This is a genomic window from Patescibacteria group bacterium, from assembly GCA_041659765.1.
Classification (GTDB): Bacteria; Patescibacteriota; Patescibacteriia; order UBA9934; family UBA9934; genus JAGORL01.
The window spans coordinates 305,324-320,261 of sequence record JBAZXR010000001.1; the positions used below are offsets into that span (position 1 = coordinate 305,324).

The following is a 14,938-nucleotide window of genomic DNA, read 5'->3' on the forward strand; positions in this document are numbered from 1 at the left end:
GGTTTTTGGTTGACGCGACTCATCTAATATGTTATACATTAGTGTCGTTTTGACGATAGAGAGACCGCTTCCCGCGGTCCTCGAGGAGTGTGGCTCATGGCAACGGACCCTAATACAAGCACCATAATGGATGAGCCCATGAGCTCTCCAGAGAAGCAGGAGGAGAGACGTAGGTGGCTAGAGGACATCGCCGCCCACCAGCAGATCATGGATGACGGCGTGCTTGCGCTTGAAACGCTTGACTTCACGAACCTCTCTGATGTGATCGGATGGATCGAAAAGATCCGTGGTAGCACCGCTCACGTAGGTGTGAAAGTACCGGTACAGCAGATCGTGGTTGCGTTCAACGCGAAGGGCTATTTCGGTGCTCGCGCCGTTAGCAGCACCGATCTCGAAAACAACGAGGAATTGTACGCTCGGCACCTCGTTGGAAACGTGCTGAACTATCTGACAAGGGATGGCAGCGTTCACCAGGTGGTCGATTCCTTTGCGGAGCAATGGCGCAAGAAGTTCAACCGTCCCGCGCGCTGACATCAGTAGTCGTCCGTTCAAGCCTCGTACCTCACGGTGCGGGGCTCTTCTTTTTGTTGATATTTGCATCCACGCCGACGTTAGGAGGGGTAGAATTTCATGTGTGTGGTTTGATTGTTTTTTCTGATGAATACAGTTAGTCTAGTGGCACTATGGCCGAAGCTCTGTACCGAAAATACCGACCAAATACGTTTGCGGAAGTGGCTGAACAGCAGCATGTTGTTCGGACTGTAACCAACCAGTTGCGAGATGGGAAAGTGGCCCACGCCTATCTTTTTGCGGGTCCTAGGGGCGTAGGGAAGACAACTATTGCGAGACTGCTCGCTAAGGCTTTGAATTGTGAAACGCGCAAAGAGGGTGAGGCTGAACCGTGTGGAGCTTGCGGGGCGTGTTTGGAGATGCGTCAGGGCAGGTTCATGGATCTAGTGGAGATTGACGCTGCTAGCCAGAGCAAGGTTGAAGAGACCCGCGAGAACATCATTGAGAACGTCCGCTTTGCGCCCACGCGCGGGAAGTTCAAGGTGTTTATCATTGACGAGGTGCACATGTTGTCGACCGCGTCATTCAACGCCATTTTGAAGACACTTGAAGAACCACCGGCTCATGTAGTTTTTATTTTGGCGACCACCGAACTCCATAAAATCCCGGCGACGATTATTTCCCGCTGCCAGCGGTTTGATTTCCATCGAGTTCCTCCGAAAGAGATGATCGAGAGACTACAAACTATTTCTAAAGCTGAAGGATTCACCGTCGACGAGAAGGTTCTCGCGTCCATCGCGCGCTTGAGTGAAGGATGTCTTCGAGATGCTGAGAGCCTTCTCGGTCAGCTTTTTTCACTCGGTGAAACTACTATTGGCGAGGATCAGGCCTCGCTCATTTTGCCAGCCACCCATACCGGCACAGTGGCGGAGATTGCGGAGGCGGTAGCGAAGAAAGATGTAGAAACCGCGCTTAAGACCGTGAATAGTTTTGTGGACGGGGGAGGATCACTCCGCCATTTGATCGACGAGCTGCTAGAGTATGTACGTTCGATGCTGTTTGCATCGCTCGGATTCTTGTCTACTGAACAGTACGACCCGTCGACGCTCCAGAAACTGAATGCGACTGCGAAGCTTGCGTCTTCGGACGTCCACCGAAGGTTCCTCGATGCGCTTTTGACTGCCAGAACCAGACAGAGTATTTCCGCGTTGCCGCAGATTCCGCTAGAGATTGCGATTGTGGAGGCGACGGGAGGGCAAGACGGGCTAAACGGGCAAATCGGGCATTCAGAACCAAGACCAGTTGTCGCTCCAGCTCCTGCCCCAACTCCGACACCAGCACCGGCTTTTGTTCGACCAACGGCGCCACCTCCACAGCCTCTTCAACCTTCACAACCTTCCTCCGCTTTCCAGGTTTCAGATTTTGATCTCCCGCCATCTACGATGGATACTGAGCATGCCACGCCGCCGCCTGTTACGGGTGCGGGGTTGATAACCCCTCCTTCTCAGGCCTCGGCGCCGACCACTGGTGCCCTGCCATTCACACTCGACGAGCTTATTGAGAAATGGGGACGCTGTTGCGCACACGTGGGGGAGAGGAACATGTCTATGCCGCTCATTTTGGGTTCGTCGAAGCCGGTGGCGATTGATGGCTCAACCATTACTATCAGCCTCGCCTATCAGTTCCACGTAAAGGCCATGGAAGACCAAAAGAGCCAACGGCTAGTTCAGGAAGCTATCGGCGCCATCATGATGGCTATGCCCACGCAAATTCTCTGCATCATTGAAAAAGGGAAGGAGCCGAACAACCCGGTTGATACCTTGGTTGAGGCGTTTGGCGGGCAAGTGCTTTAACTCAAAGCGTATACTGTCTGCCATATCCTATGAAGAAGAAAGCAGTGGCGGTGGTAGGTGGAGGTGTAGCGGGTTTGTCGGCCGCCTACCGGTTATTACAAAGTGGTCAGTGCGAGGTGGACATTTTTGAAGCGAAATCGTATCTGGGGGGCAGAATTCAAAGCCGAGAGGTGCAGGGTCAAAAGATCGACTTCGGGGGATTTTTGATTTATCCATGGTACACGCATTGTCATCAGCTACTAAAGGATCTTGATCTTGAGCGTTTGCTGACGCGAACGCCAATTAAGGAACTCTACTACGTGCTCGAGAAGAACGGTTCGCCCTTGAAACTTCAAGAAATTCCTTTTTCTAAAATACAGACCTTACAGATTTGGTCGAAATCTCTTTTGCGATTATTACCGGAAAAAGATGTGGCTGATCCAGGTCTTGATCGCTTTGATCGCAAAACAATCTCAGAATACGTGCGTTCAAGCTTGGACGTCGCCACCCACGCGGGTTTATTTGAAACTTATCTTGATACCCTGAACCAGGGGTATTGCTACGGTCCGGTTAGTTCAGTTAAGGCTTCTTTCATGGCACCCATTTTCCGCCAAACTGCACTTTATGGTGATGTGCGCAGTACTTCTTATTTTTCACATGGCACGAGCGCTATTATTGATCAGTTAGCTACGGAAATTACTCGTTTGGGCGGACGGATTCACTTGGGTACGCCAATCACTCATGTAAAAGGTCGAACTCTAATGAGCGACGGGCAAAGTTTTAAAAACCAGGCGGTCATCTTTGCTCAGAACGTTACACCGGACTTGTATAGAGACATTTTAAAGGGCGTAGAGGCGGAGTGTTGGTACACGCATTTTGTGACCGCGACGGTTAAACTGGATGTTCAGCCTAAATGCCGAGAAACCGATGACTGGGGGGCTATATTCTATGCGCCGGACGAATTATTGAGCCAGCAGGTTCTGTCAGCGATTAACTTGGATGTTCTGTACGGACCGCACTTGAGAAACTATGTGACTCTAAACGTGATTATTCGGGGCGACAGGGATCAGCCGATCGCGGCGTCTAAAGTGAAAGCAAAGCTGCAAGCAGAAATCCTGGAACTTTTTCCAGAGTGCTCAACGGCTAGTATTGAAGCTTTTGTCCATTGGGAGAAGACTATGCCGGTGGCTCAAGAGGCCTTTGTGGAGGCTGTTAGAGCGGCTCAGGGAAAGAATCGGTATTATTTTGCCGGGGATTTCCTTGGAGCGCCGAGCATCGAAGCCGCCATTTCAACCGGCAAAGCCGCTGCCCAAGGTGTTATTGACGCTTTATAACGGTTTTGACATTAAGGTAGAAACCTCGTATTCTTCTGGTCGAAACTAACTAATCCGAGATCGTCTAACGGCAGGACAGAGGACTCTGAATCCTCTAATCATGGTTCGAATCCATGTCTCGGAACCAAAAAAATACAACCGTACGGTTGTATTTTTTTGCCCTGAGCGAGGCTTTCCGGTCGAGTCGAAGGGCCTCGGCTCAGTAAATAAGAAATATCCACAGTTCCCGGGGTGCGGGGGGCTATTGCATTATTGTGGGAGGTCTATAATATACCGGCACTTAAATAATTTAGTATTGCGTATGTCTACTGCAACCGCATCTGAATTGGAGCTTTTGGTCTTGGGTATGGATGGGGACGATATGGATAAGGATGCTGATACCGATGAGGAGGTAGAGCCAGAGGATGGCGATTTGGAAAATGCAGCCACGGGTGAGGGTGAGGGTGAGGTAGATCCAGCCATGGCTGAATAATAATAACCCGTCGGGAAACCGGCGGGTATTTATTTCAGAAACAGGTCGAGCACTGAAAGGAGCTCGTCTTTTGTTTTTGCGGTCATCATGGCGTCACGGTGCTGCTTGGCGTTTGGCTGTCCTTTGAAGTACCAGGAGAGGTGCTTGCGGAAGGTGTTTACGCCGTGCTCGCCGTATTCTTCGAGGTGGAGATCGAGGTGACGCTTCACGACACGGATTCGTTCCTCCATGGTGATGACTGGCGGTGTTTGCCCGCGAGCAATCATGGCGTAGTCGCGGAAGATCCAGGGGTTGCCGAGCGCACCACGGGCAATGAGTACGCCGTCGCACTGGGAAACCTCGAGTGCTTTGTTAATGAGCTCGGCCTTATGAACGTCGCCGTTACATAGAACGGGGATCTTTACCTGCTTCTTGGCCTCGCCAATCATGGCCCAATCGGACACGCCCGAGTAGCCCATGGCCTTCGTTCTACCATGAATGGTGACGAGGTCGGCACCAGCAGCTTCGACCACTTTAATAAACTCGAGACACTCATGCGGGTCGCTCCAACCGAGGCGGATCTTGACCGAGAGCGGGACGGTAATGACGGCTTTAATGGCCTTGATAATCTCGGCTGCTCGAACCGGGTCCTTCATGAGCGCTGCGCCGTTAAAATTGTGAACGATTTTGTAAACAGGACAGCCCATGTTGATATCGAATCCTTCCGGATGATATTCGGCCTCGATAATCTTTGCAGCCTCGGCCATTGTCGCTGGGTCTGAACCGAAGAGCTGCTGGACGAGGGGGCGCTCGTCATCATGGATAGCTGCCATGCCCAGGGTCTTCTCGTTGCCTCTGACGACAGCCTCGCTCGACACCATTTCTCGAAAAACAACCGGCGAATCCGCGCCGGATACCTCCTTTACCAGACGACAAAAAGCACTGTCCGTCATGTCAGCCATGGGCGAAAGCGCAATAATCGGGCGGGGGAGTTTGGACCAGTCGAGTATCATAGGTCGTTCAGTCATCCTGAGGAGCTCTTAGCGACGAAGGATCTGATTGGTTAACCATTCAGATTCTTCGCTACGCTCAGAATGACTGACTTTACGGTTTCTTTATCACTTCGTCAAACCCCTCTTCTACCGTCGGCCACTCGGCTACTTCATCGAGCTTTCTGATCATCTCGGGCGTCACCGTCGCTCTGAATCCCGATGACGGAGACTTCGACAATCTTTCGATGCAAACATCTGCCGGGGTCTTCACGGCAATGGCGATTTTTCGATACTCCGGTAACTGCTGGATAAAGGCGCGTGACAATTTCTGCAGGTGAGTGCCGTCACAAATAATTGTGTTCGCATCAGACACCTTGATACGCTCGACCATCTCATTCACGTACAGCACCGTGAGCGCGTCATTCATCGCGTTCGCTTCTTTTGTTTCGCGTGCTCTCGATACAGGCTCAGCGATCTGCTCGGCCAGATTCTTCGCAATCATCTGCTTCACCGGATCCTTCAGCATGGCCTCGACTATTTCATCGCGCGATAATACAACACCACCGCGCTCGGATTTGAGTGCGGCGGCGATTGTTGATTTCCCCGAATAGGGAAGACCGGAGAGCACGATGAGGGTTTTAGTAGCAATAGTCGTAGATACAGTTTGGAGTGAGTTTTGTTTCTGGCAGGAGACGTATGATTCCATCGGCAGAGGCTTTTAGTGTGGGAATTTCTTTCGGATCATAGTAATGGAGGTCTAGTTCCATGAGTCCGTAGTAACCATTTTGCAGGTTGGATTGCATCTCTTCTTTTTTTGCTACGCGCATCGTGATTGTTGGGCGGTAGACGAGCCCGGCACCGCCCCGTTCCGGTACCCCTTCTTTGAATGGTGTGTCGAGAGTGTAGGCGCTGACTTCTGCATCAGGATATCCGCTATCTTTGAGAATCGATTTGGTGATGTGCTTGCAAGCGTCTACATCGGCGGCGACTTGTGGGTAGATCTCTGCGAAAAAGTTTGCCGCAACGGCGATATCGTCGGCTACCCCAATAGCGCAGGAAAGTGTATTCCATTTTACATCTTCAGAGCTGATCCATCCCTCGTTGCCGTTTAATAACGATACGGTAATTTCTGGATCTCCTTCGCCGAAGAATCCGTAGCCCTGTTTCTCTTTTTTAAATGCAATACTGAAAGGTCTTGTGTTCCAGGGCGCTGCGAAGTTTCCCGACCATGCCATCAGGGTTGAAGGGACGCTGATTTGTTCAAACCGACCCGATAGACGGTGGACGTTGAAATCCGTTATGGAAGAATTGCCAACTCTTGGCGATGTATACGTTCTTAGCCAGTAGTCGCTCACGCTTTCTTGCATGTACGTCAGATATTTTTCCAGGGTTGGAGCCTGATAGGGGTCAGAGAATCGCTCCCAAACAGGACCCGGGGTCTCCGGTATTAGTGCTGGGGAAACAACTTCCTTCGGTGGCGTGTTCGAAGGAACTGCCACCACATGCTCAGCCAGCGTCGGAGTCGGCGTTGGGGTTGGCGTGACGACTTGCGGATTCACCGCCGTGATTTTGGTTTCCTGGGTCGACAAGACTGCCACTGCTCCAAGCCCACCGGCGAGGAATGCCAAGACGGTGATGAGGAGAATGAGCGGGAGCTTGTTCATTTTTTCGTTCGACATATTAGTAGCAATTATCATAACCGCACCAGCCGTCGACTTTGAGATCGCCCATGAGGGAGACGATGAGGTCGGCTGCGGGGGTGAGGACGGAGACTTTGTCCTTACCCGTTGTTCGGAGATACATTTCAACCATGGAGAAATGGCCCTGCTGCGCAGCCTCAATCATTTCTTCTTTTTTCGCGGACTTCATGACGATGGTTGGACGATAGATACCGCCTTCTCCACCCATCCAGCCGTCACCGCCGTCAAAATAAGCAAAGGGGGTATTGAGCGTGTAGGCTTTTACTCCTGCGTAATTCTTGCTTGGGACATCCATTGAGGTGATATGCGAACAGATACCCTTGTCGGTGAGTGCTTGTGGGTAGGCATGGACAAACATGTTCGCCATGAAGGTCACGTCTTCAGCGGTATTTGCAGGACATACGACGGCCGTCCACGGTATGCCGTTCTTTGTGTCGATTCCCGCTACGTACCCGCCAATATACCGAACATTTATAGAATTGCCGAAATCAAATGTGCCTGACCCTTTGGCTTTGGAGAATTCAATGGAAAAATGTCCTGAGGTCCATGGCGTGGTTGTTACCGTCGGCCAGGTTGTGAGGGAGGCGGGGATAGAAACTTGAGGAAGCTGCTCTACCCAGTGATCAAGGTCAAGATCCACAACGCCAGAAGCCCCGACGCGCGTGGACGAGTAGGTTTTCAGCCAATACTCGCTGACGGTTTTTTCAAGGATGTAGCGGTATTCATCGAGCGACGCAACACTCGATGGGGATCTTCCTGTGTAGTCCAGGATAGAAATTCCTTGTGCGTACGTGCTCACAGGCGTGCCGGAGATAACTGGCTCGGCTGGGGGAGTGACGGGCGTGGTTGGGGTTGTCGTCGGTTTTGTCGGTGACGGGAGCGATAAGGTTGGCGGTGTAGTTACCTTGATAGTTGCCGGTGAAGGGGCTGGGGTTTGTAGACTCATGAGAGCCACGGTGCCAAGCGAGCCAGCCAAGACGGCCACGGCAGCTATAAGAAGCGTATACGAGACTCGTGCTGACTCCTTCATAAAAAAATAGTTACTATTGCCAAAAGTATAGCATCTTATTCGTAGCGAAGAGCTTCAATTGGATCAAGCTTTGCTGCACGTCTGGCGGGGTAGTAGCCGAAGATGATGCCGACGGCTCCGGAGACGAGGACGGAGGCGACGATGGCGGATGGCGGGATGACCAATTTCCAGCCTTCGACAGCCTGTGAGAGGCCAAGGGCGATGAGTGCAGCGGAACCGACGCCGATGATGATGCCAAGCACGCCGCCGAACGAGGTGAGAAAGACGGCTTCGAGTAAGAACTGGCGCAAAATTTCTTTTTCTGTGGCGCCGATCGCTTTTCTGAGGCCAATTTCTTTCGTTCGTTCGGTCACGGAGACAAGCATGATGTTCATGATACCAATACCGCCAACGATAAGCGAGATGGCCGCGATGGAGGCAAGAAGGAGTGTCAGCGCAGTGCCGACCACGCCAATAACGGCCACGGCGTCGCCTTGCGTTGAAACAGAGAAGTCGTCTTTGGACAGCTCGCCGTTTGGGTTCACAAGGTCATGCTCATCGCGCAAGATGAGGCGCGCTTCTTCTTTGGCGTCGTCAATATCGCCCACGGCTTTTGCAGCGATGTAGGTGATGTGATCAATACCGAGGACGTCGCGCTGCGCAGTGGTAACCGGCACATGGATGTAGCTATCGACATTCTGGAAGAAGCGCGAGCCTTGCGCTGCGAGTACTCCGATCACTCGGAGGGTTGAATTTTTTACGGTAATCTTTTTGCCAATGGGATCATTATCGCCAAAGAGGTTCGTGGCGGCGTCTGAGCCGAGTACGGCCACTTTCGCGTAGTCTTCCACATCAGAGGTGTCGATGTAACGGCCAATGGCAACTTCTGCCGGAAAGACATCAAGCTGGTATTCGTCCACGCCGGTGATCTGGGCAATGACGTTGGCGTCCGCGCTCTTCACGGTGCTCGAGCTGATGAGTTGCGCGGACACAAAAGCAAACGGTCCTTTACGGAGGGCGTAGACGTCATCGAGCGTCAACACTTGTTCCGTAAACGGTGACGGCGGGCCGCTTGTCTGTTCGCTGGAGCCGGATTCCACAAAAATTTGGTCACTGCCCAAGTCTGCAATTTGGTTCAAAATAAGCGCCTGCGCTCCCTGGCCGATCGAGAGCATCAAAATCACAGCAGCGATACCGATAACAATGCCAAGCACGGTCAAGATTGATCGTGATTTGTTTTGCACGAGAGAAGTGACGGCTGAAACGGTGAGGTCATGAAACATCATACGATTTTTCCGTCCTTCAAGCGGACAATACGTTTAGCGTGGGCAGCGATGTCCGGCTCGTGCGTGACCATGACGATGGTTCGGCCTTCGGCGTTCAAGCGTTTTAAGATATCCATGACTTGTTCGCTGGATTTAGAGTCTAGGTTGCCGGTTGGTTCGTCCGCGAAAATCACCTTCGGATCATTAACGAGCGCTCGTGCAATGGCTACGCGCTGGCGCTGGCCGCCAGAAATTTGGTTTGGCAAATGATCCAGTCGGTCGCCCAGGCCGACGGATTTCAAGGCTTCTTCGGCCAATCGCTTCCGCTCGGGTCCCGCGGTTCCTTTATAGGTGAGGGGGAGCATGACGTTTTCCAGCACGGTTGCCTTTGGAAGCAGGTGAAACGCTTGAAAGACAAAACCCACTTCGTTGCGGCGCATTTGTGCGAGTTCATCTTGGGAGAAACCCGCTACATTTTTACCATTGAACAAATAGTCGCCGCTGAGCGGTTTGTCGAGGAATCCGAGGATGTGCATGAGGGTCGACTTGCCGGAGCCGGACGGTCCCATGAGAGCTACAAAATCACCAGCGTCAATGGCGAGGTTGATGCCGTGAAGTACAGGAGTAGTGACGTCGCCGTTTACGTACTCTTTGGCAAGGTTTTTGAGTTCAATAAGCACAATTATTTCTTGATTGAAATCACAATCGTCTCACCTTCAGTCAAACCGGTGAGAATTTCCGTAACGCCGCCGTCTGCGCGGAGGCCGATGGTGACTTCTTTTTCAACGAGGGCTTCATTCACGAGCACGCGGACGATTTTCTTTCCGTCTTTTTCCAGGACGGCGCGGGTAGGGACAGAGAGTGAGTTGGTGTGCAAGTCTGTTGCGACCGTGACGTCTGCGGACATACCGCTTCTGAGTTCGGCCAGGCGCGGCCCCTCGGTCACCGCTACGCGCGCTTCATAGAACACCACGCCTTCAATTATCTTTTCTGAAAGATCAAGGGACGTCAGTAAGCCGGTGAACTCCACGTCTGCGCCAAAAGCGTCAAAGGTAATAGTTGCGGAGTCGCCGAGGGCTACGTGCGTGACATCACTTTCGGAAACGTCGACGATAACCTCGAATGCGGGTTTGCTTGGAGAAACGCTGATCACGGCGCGGCCGGGTTCTGCAGCCTCGCCAACACGAAGATTAATCTTGCCCACCTGGCCATCGAGCGGGGAGATGATGGTTGATTTTGCGTAGCGCGCCCAGGCAGCATCTACACTGGCTTCATAGGGAGCAAGATCGACGGCTCGCGGACCGGCGATGAGTTTGTTGTATGTGGCGTGTGCTTTCTGCAGGGCTGCTTGTGCGCTTGTGGCGTCCGCAATTGCCTTGGTGTTTTCTTGTTCAGCGGTGCGCTGTGCATTTTCAAGGTTGAGTTCAGCGGTGCGGACGCTATGAACGGCGCTGAGCGCGTTGTTTGTTTTATTGTCGATAGCTCTCGTGAGACTGACGCGTGCAGACTCAACGTTCGATCGAGCAGAATCAATTCCAGCCTTGTAGGCGATGAGATCGGTGAGTGAAAGATCGACGGAATCAGCACTGGTCGCGTCTAGCATTTGGCGAGTAAAGAGCAGCGTACTGCCGGTTTCTTCGAGTGCTCGGCGGGTGATCGCTACGGCGTTTGCGTCGCCGGCAAGGAATGCCGCTTCAGCCAGGTCTCTGTCCGTGCGGGCAAACGCAAAGAAATCTTTAGCACGCTGAACCGTAGCCGGATTGAGTGCGCCAAGTTCGCGTTCGAATTCGTTTCCAAAGAGGAGATTTTCTAAACCGAGCAATTCGTCGGCTTTAGAAAGACCCGTACGGACAGCGGCGAGTCCTGCGTTCTCGGCATCAAAAAGCGCGCGCGCATCATCCTGGGCGGTTTGGGCTGCCTCGTCCGTCGCTTTCTCAAGCGTGTCTTCGGCCATGGTGATTGAGGAGTCGTTTAACGCCTTAATGAGACTAATCGAGTTGTTGGCAAACCGGGCTGCGGACTCGGCACTAAGCACATCACTATAGGCCGCGCTAATATCTTCTTCACGGGAGCCGGCACGTTCTCGATCAAGATCGGCCTGGGCCCGGCGGGCGTCTCCCGCAAGGTCGGCGGCCGAGAGTGTTGCGAGGACTTGGCCTTGGCGGATGAAATCGCCAACCTTTACGTTTACGGACGTAATGTTTCCGTTAGACTGGAAGCTCAGATCAGCATGAGTAAGAGGGTAGAGCGAGCCGGTAATGTCTACCGTTTTACTGATATCCGCACGTTTAACAGTGTCCGTTAGGTAGATTTCTTTGGCTTGGCCCTGGCTCGCCAAGAAGCTAATGATAAGCACGGCCGCTAAAATGACGGCGATAATGAGGGTGGTTCTGCGGGAAAGAGGGTATTTCATAACTGGCGGACGTTACGCGTCTTTGCCTATCTTTGCAAGTCCCCGTGATACAATTTGTTCATCGAATTAATTGAGCTCGTATGGTTGAGAATCTGACGTTTTCGGTAGAAGAATTGTTTGAAGAAGTGGTTGCGGCCGGGGTTGAGCAAGCGGTGAATGAAGAGACGGCGTATTTTGACCTGGTGGATAGCGTTATTGAAGAGCACAGGAGTATTGGCGAGCTGCATGACGACCAGAATTTGGACGCGCACGCGGATGTGCTCAAGGCTCGGTTTGCTGAGTATCTGAAGCGTCTTGAGGAACAGGGATAAAATATGCGCTTGTCATTTCACGGGGCGACCGAAGAAGTGACGGGCTCATGTTTTTTATTGGAGTCTGGTGAGGCTAGGATTTTGATCGACTGCGGCATGAAGCAGGGGGAGCGTATGTGCGTGATGCGCAGTATTGACCCGTTTAGTTTTGACGTGACCAAGCTGACCGCGGTCCTGGTGACTCATGCACACTTTGACCATACTGGCCGATTACCAGAGTTGACCAAGCTCGGTTATCAGGGACCGATCTACATGACGGCGCCAACTAAAGCGTTGACGGATATTATTCTGGAGGATTCGCTCAAGATCATGGGCGAAAATGCTAAAAGATGTGGTGATCCAGTGCCGTACGAGAAAGCAGATAAGGATAAGGCGATGTTACAAATAGCGGGTGTAAATTATCACACGGCCTTTGAACCGGCGCCTGGAATATCCGTTATGTTCCATGACGCTGGACATATCCTTGGTTCGTCTTTTATTTCGGTCGAGTGTGAAGGAAAGAAGGTAGTATTCTCGGGAGATATCGGCAACGATGACACGCCAATTTTGGGCGAAACGGAAATGCTCCACTCGGCGAATTATGTTGTGTGCGAGGCCACGTACGGCGACCGCGACCATGAACCGACGCGGATGCGGGCGGGACATTTGAAGGACTTTGTAAAAAAAGTTATTGGCCGGCATGGAACGCTGATCGTTCCCGCGTTTTCTGTCGAGCGTACCCAGGAGCTTTTGTACGAACTCGACCAGCTCATTACGAATGGGGAGATCCCAAAGGTTCCCATTTATCTTGATAGTCCGCTCGCCATCCGCGCCACGGAGATTTATCGACACTATAAAGATTATCTGTTGCTTGACCATCCCGCGATTGCCGGCCACGATTTCTTTGCGTTTCCTGGCCTGCACGAGACGCTTCATACGGACGCTTCAAAGGCGATCAACGAGGATCACCGGCCGAAGATTATTATTGCTGGGAACGGCATGATGACCGGTGGGCGAGTACTGCATCATCTTATTCGCTATTTGCCTGACCCGAAGTCCGGTTTGCTCGTCGTCGGTTTCCAGGCGCCGGGCACGCTCGGGCGACGAATCCAGGAGCGCGTGCCAACTGTTAAAATTTTTGGCGAGGAGATTACTGTACAGGCTGAGGTGGGGAATATTGAGTCTTTCTCGGCGCACGGCGATAGAGCGAAGCTCGCGCGTTGGCTGCATGCCAAAGCCGGACATATTGAAAAGGTATTTTTAGTGCACGGGGAAATGCACACCAAAGAAGAATTTAAAAAGTACCTCGGTCAGACCATGTCTGCCGAGATACTCATTCCTCGCTTGAACGAGGTGTTTGAATTGTAGGCCGTTATTTGGGTTGAGTGTTATTTGAACTGAGCGCCCATTCGTAAAAGGTGCGTGCAGACGAGGCTGAGGGGTTGAAGTTATAAAGTTCAGGAGTTGTAACATTGTGGAGAGTGTCGACGGAATACGCCGCCTTGTTCGTGATATCGACTACATCAAGTTTATCGAGCCAAGAGTAAAAGATAAAACTCATGGTTCCGGTAGCATGCACGGTGGTGTCGCGAACGGAGATATCGACCGGGCCGGTTGTGATAACGCGACCCTCGCGCATGGCGAGTTTTGGCGTATTTGTGGACGTGTCTTCAAGTGTGAGCGTAGTATTTTCCGCGAGCGAAATCCTGGTAGCGCCAATATTATAGGCCTTAAAACCAGAAGCGGCAGTCTTTAAATCTTCACCTCGGCGGACAGTCTCTGAGCCGCCGATTTGATAGGCTGAGGGCTGTTTTGGCTCGTTTAGTCTTAGATACGTCAGAAGACCGAAACTCCCGAGGATAACGATGATAGCTAAAATTCGAGACTTCATAATGCTTAATATCGTATCAAGCTACCCGTGGGAAGTCTAAGCGTGGTAATATTTCCTTACGATTATCTGAACTTATTATGGCTCTCTTTGAATACTACGGTGACACCTGTCCGCATTGCATCACCATGAAGCCGCTTGTGGAAGAAGTAGAAAAAGAACTCGGCGTACAAGTTGAGAAGCTCGAAGTTTGGAACAATGAAGAAAATCTAAAAAAGCTAGAAGCGGTAGATAATGGTCGCTGTGGGGGAGTGCCGTTCTTCTATAACAGCGAGACTGATGATTTTATTTGTGGTTCGGCCAATAAAGAAAGACTGCTAGCCTGGGCGACTGGTAAGAAATAATATGCGTTGGTTAGCCGCCTCAACCTTGGTCATGTTGCTCGGCGCAGGCTGTGTTAATTTGCCATTTGGCGAACAAGCACCAGAAATGTCCGCCGAGGAGTTGGATTTTATGGTGGGCGATGGTTTTGAGATTTCGCAAAGCGCTTTTTCTTTTGGCCTGGGGGAAACTATTCTTAAGAACGTGACCGTTGAAGAGCATCAGTCAACTCGGTACGCGGTTTTGTCTTGGACTATGGACGTGAAGCAGGAGACGGCTGCTAGTAAAACTGCCCGTGATTACGCCATGACTCACGCGCCGGTTGGGGAAGACGCTGTCATTCCTGAACCGGTGTATGAGAATGTGACGCTTAAGGGGGTGGTGCGGACAGATTCCCTGGCTAACGCCGAACGCCTGCTTTTGCCTTCGTATTGGCCAGAGGGCGAGTATGACGTTTCGCACATGGGCAATAGTGTGATTTGGCTGTCTAACCAGCAGTATGCGGAATTGCTTGCCACTCGTTCGTCACATGTACAGCTTGGTTTGTTTGATTCGACCCTCAAGGACGCACTCGACTTTACGGAGTCGGCAAAGTCGGCGCTCGATAGACTACAAGGGAAGATTGCGGCCACGCCCACCTCAAATAAAGATTTTACTAAACTTTCTGCCAAGGGCGACTGGGGGAGCTACACCTTAAAGGTGAACGGTGAGGATGTTCGAGTGAGAACCATTGAAGCCGCGAACGCTTTTGCGAACTACACCATTCTGGCCAACGCAGATAATCCGGTGATTCTTAAGGTCTCGATTCTTCCTTGGGCTCTTGGACCGAGCCTCTTCACCTCGCTGAACGAACTGAAGGACGAACTTGGGTATTCGGTGAAGAGTGTCTCCATGCAACGAGCAGAGCTTGGTAACACCGAATAAATAAAAAAT

At 51.8% G+C, this 14,938-nt stretch carries 16 protein-coding genes and 1 tRNA gene; 9 read left to right on the plus strand and 8 right to left on the minus strand.

Annotated elements, in window-relative coordinates:
• Positions 1-138: 138 nt before the first annotated feature.
• The 5 genes from WC813_01680 to WC813_01700 all read left to right on the plus strand — a co-directional run bounded on the left by WC813_01680 (position 139) and on the right by WC813_01700 (position 4,148).
• Positions 139-531: a hypothetical protein gene (locus WC813_01680; protein MFA5946711.1), complete on the plus strand. Its 393-nt coding sequence runs from the start codon at positions 139-141 to the stop codon at positions 529-531.
• 152 nt (positions 532-683) lie between these two features.
• The gene (dnaX, locus tag WC813_01685; protein ID MFA5946712.1) at positions 684-2,363 is read left to right on the plus strand and encodes a DNA polymerase III subunit gamma/tau; all 1,680 of its coding nucleotides are present in this window, start codon (positions 684-686) and stop codon (positions 2,361-2,363) included.
• A gap of 29 nt (positions 2,364-2,392) precedes the next feature.
• Positions 2,393-3,676, plus strand: coding sequence for an FAD-dependent oxidoreductase (locus tag WC813_01690; protein MFA5946713.1), 1,284 nt, complete (start codon positions 2,393-2,395; stop codon positions 3,674-3,676).
• A 53-nt stretch (positions 3,677-3,729) separates the two neighbouring features.
• Positions 3,730-3,803, plus strand: a tRNA-Gln gene (locus tag WC813_01695).
• Between the two features lie 174 nt (positions 3,804-3,977).
• Positions 3,978-4,148: a hypothetical protein gene (locus WC813_01700; protein ID MFA5946714.1), complete on the plus strand. Its 171-nt coding sequence runs from the start codon at positions 3,978-3,980 to the stop codon at positions 4,146-4,148.
• Between the two features lie 29 nt (positions 4,149-4,177).
• Here WC813_01700 and dusB read toward each other — a convergent pair whose 3' ends face one another.
• From dusB to WC813_01735, 7 genes are all read right to left on the minus strand, one after another.
• Positions 4,178-5,140 (minus strand): tRNA dihydrouridine synthase DusB, encoded by a 963-nt coding sequence (gene dusB / locus WC813_01705; protein ID MFA5946715.1) that lies wholly within the window; start codon positions 5,138-5,140, stop codon positions 4,178-4,180.
• A gap of 91 nt (positions 5,141-5,231) precedes the next feature.
• Positions 5,232-5,825 (minus strand): AAA family ATPase, encoded by a 594-nt coding sequence (locus WC813_01710; protein MFA5946716.1) that lies wholly within the window; start codon positions 5,823-5,825, stop codon positions 5,232-5,234.
• Complete coding sequence (locus WC813_01715; GenBank protein ID MFA5946717.1) at positions 5,758-6,798, minus strand: hypothetical protein; 1,041 nt, start codon at positions 6,796-6,798, stop codon at positions 5,758-5,760. Before WC813_01715 ends, WC813_01710 begins: the two co-directional genes overlap by 68 nt.
• 1 nt (position 6,799) lies before the next feature.
• Positions 6,800-7,849, minus strand: a complete 1,050-nt coding sequence (locus tag WC813_01720; protein ID MFA5946718.1) for a hypothetical protein — start codon at positions 7,847-7,849, stop codon at positions 6,800-6,802.
• 35 nt (positions 7,850-7,884) lie between these two features.
• Entirely contained in the window at positions 7,885-9,114 is a 1,230-nt protein-coding gene (locus tag WC813_01725) for an ABC transporter permease (protein ID MFA5946719.1), read from the minus strand.
• A complete protein-coding gene (locus WC813_01730) occupies positions 9,111-9,773 on the minus strand; it encodes an ABC transporter ATP-binding protein (protein MFA5946720.1) in 663 nt (220 codons plus the stop codon). The genes WC813_01725 and WC813_01730 overlap by 4 nt, the downstream gene beginning before the upstream one ends.
• A gap of 2 nt (positions 9,774-9,775) precedes the next feature.
• Entirely contained in the window at positions 9,776-11,506 is a 1,731-nt protein-coding gene (locus WC813_01735) for an efflux RND transporter periplasmic adaptor subunit (protein ID MFA5946721.1), read from the minus strand.
• An 80-nt stretch (positions 11,507-11,586) separates the two neighbouring features.
• Here WC813_01735 and WC813_01740 point away from each other — a divergent pair, with 80 nt between their 5' ends.
• Positions 11,587-11,817, plus strand: coding sequence for a hypothetical protein (locus WC813_01740; GenBank protein ID MFA5946722.1), 231 nt, complete (start codon positions 11,587-11,589; stop codon positions 11,815-11,817).
• Between the two features lie 3 nt (positions 11,818-11,820).
• A complete protein-coding gene (locus tag WC813_01745; GenBank protein ID MFA5946723.1) occupies positions 11,821-13,164 on the plus strand; it encodes an MBL fold metallo-hydrolase in 1,344 nt (447 codons plus the stop codon).
• Positions 13,165-13,168: 4 nt separating this feature from the next.
• Here the strand turns inward: WC813_01745 and WC813_01750 are convergent, their stop codons facing one another.
• Complete coding sequence (locus WC813_01750) at positions 13,169-13,687, minus strand: hypothetical protein (protein MFA5946724.1); 519 nt, start codon at positions 13,685-13,687, stop codon at positions 13,169-13,171.
• Positions 13,688-13,764: 77 nt separating this feature from the next.
• On the opposite strand from WC813_01750, the gene WC813_01755 reads away from it, so the two are divergent.
• Both WC813_01755 and WC813_01760 read left to right on the plus strand, forming a co-directional pair.
• A complete protein-coding gene (locus tag WC813_01755; GenBank protein MFA5946725.1) occupies positions 13,765-14,028 on the plus strand; it encodes a thioredoxin family protein in 264 nt (87 codons plus the stop codon).
• Position 14,029: 1 nt separating this feature from the next.
• Positions 14,030-14,929 (plus strand): hypothetical protein, encoded by a 900-nt coding sequence (locus tag WC813_01760; protein ID MFA5946726.1) that lies wholly within the window; start codon positions 14,030-14,032, stop codon positions 14,927-14,929.
• The last annotated feature ends 9 nt before the right edge of the window (positions 14,930-14,938 follow it).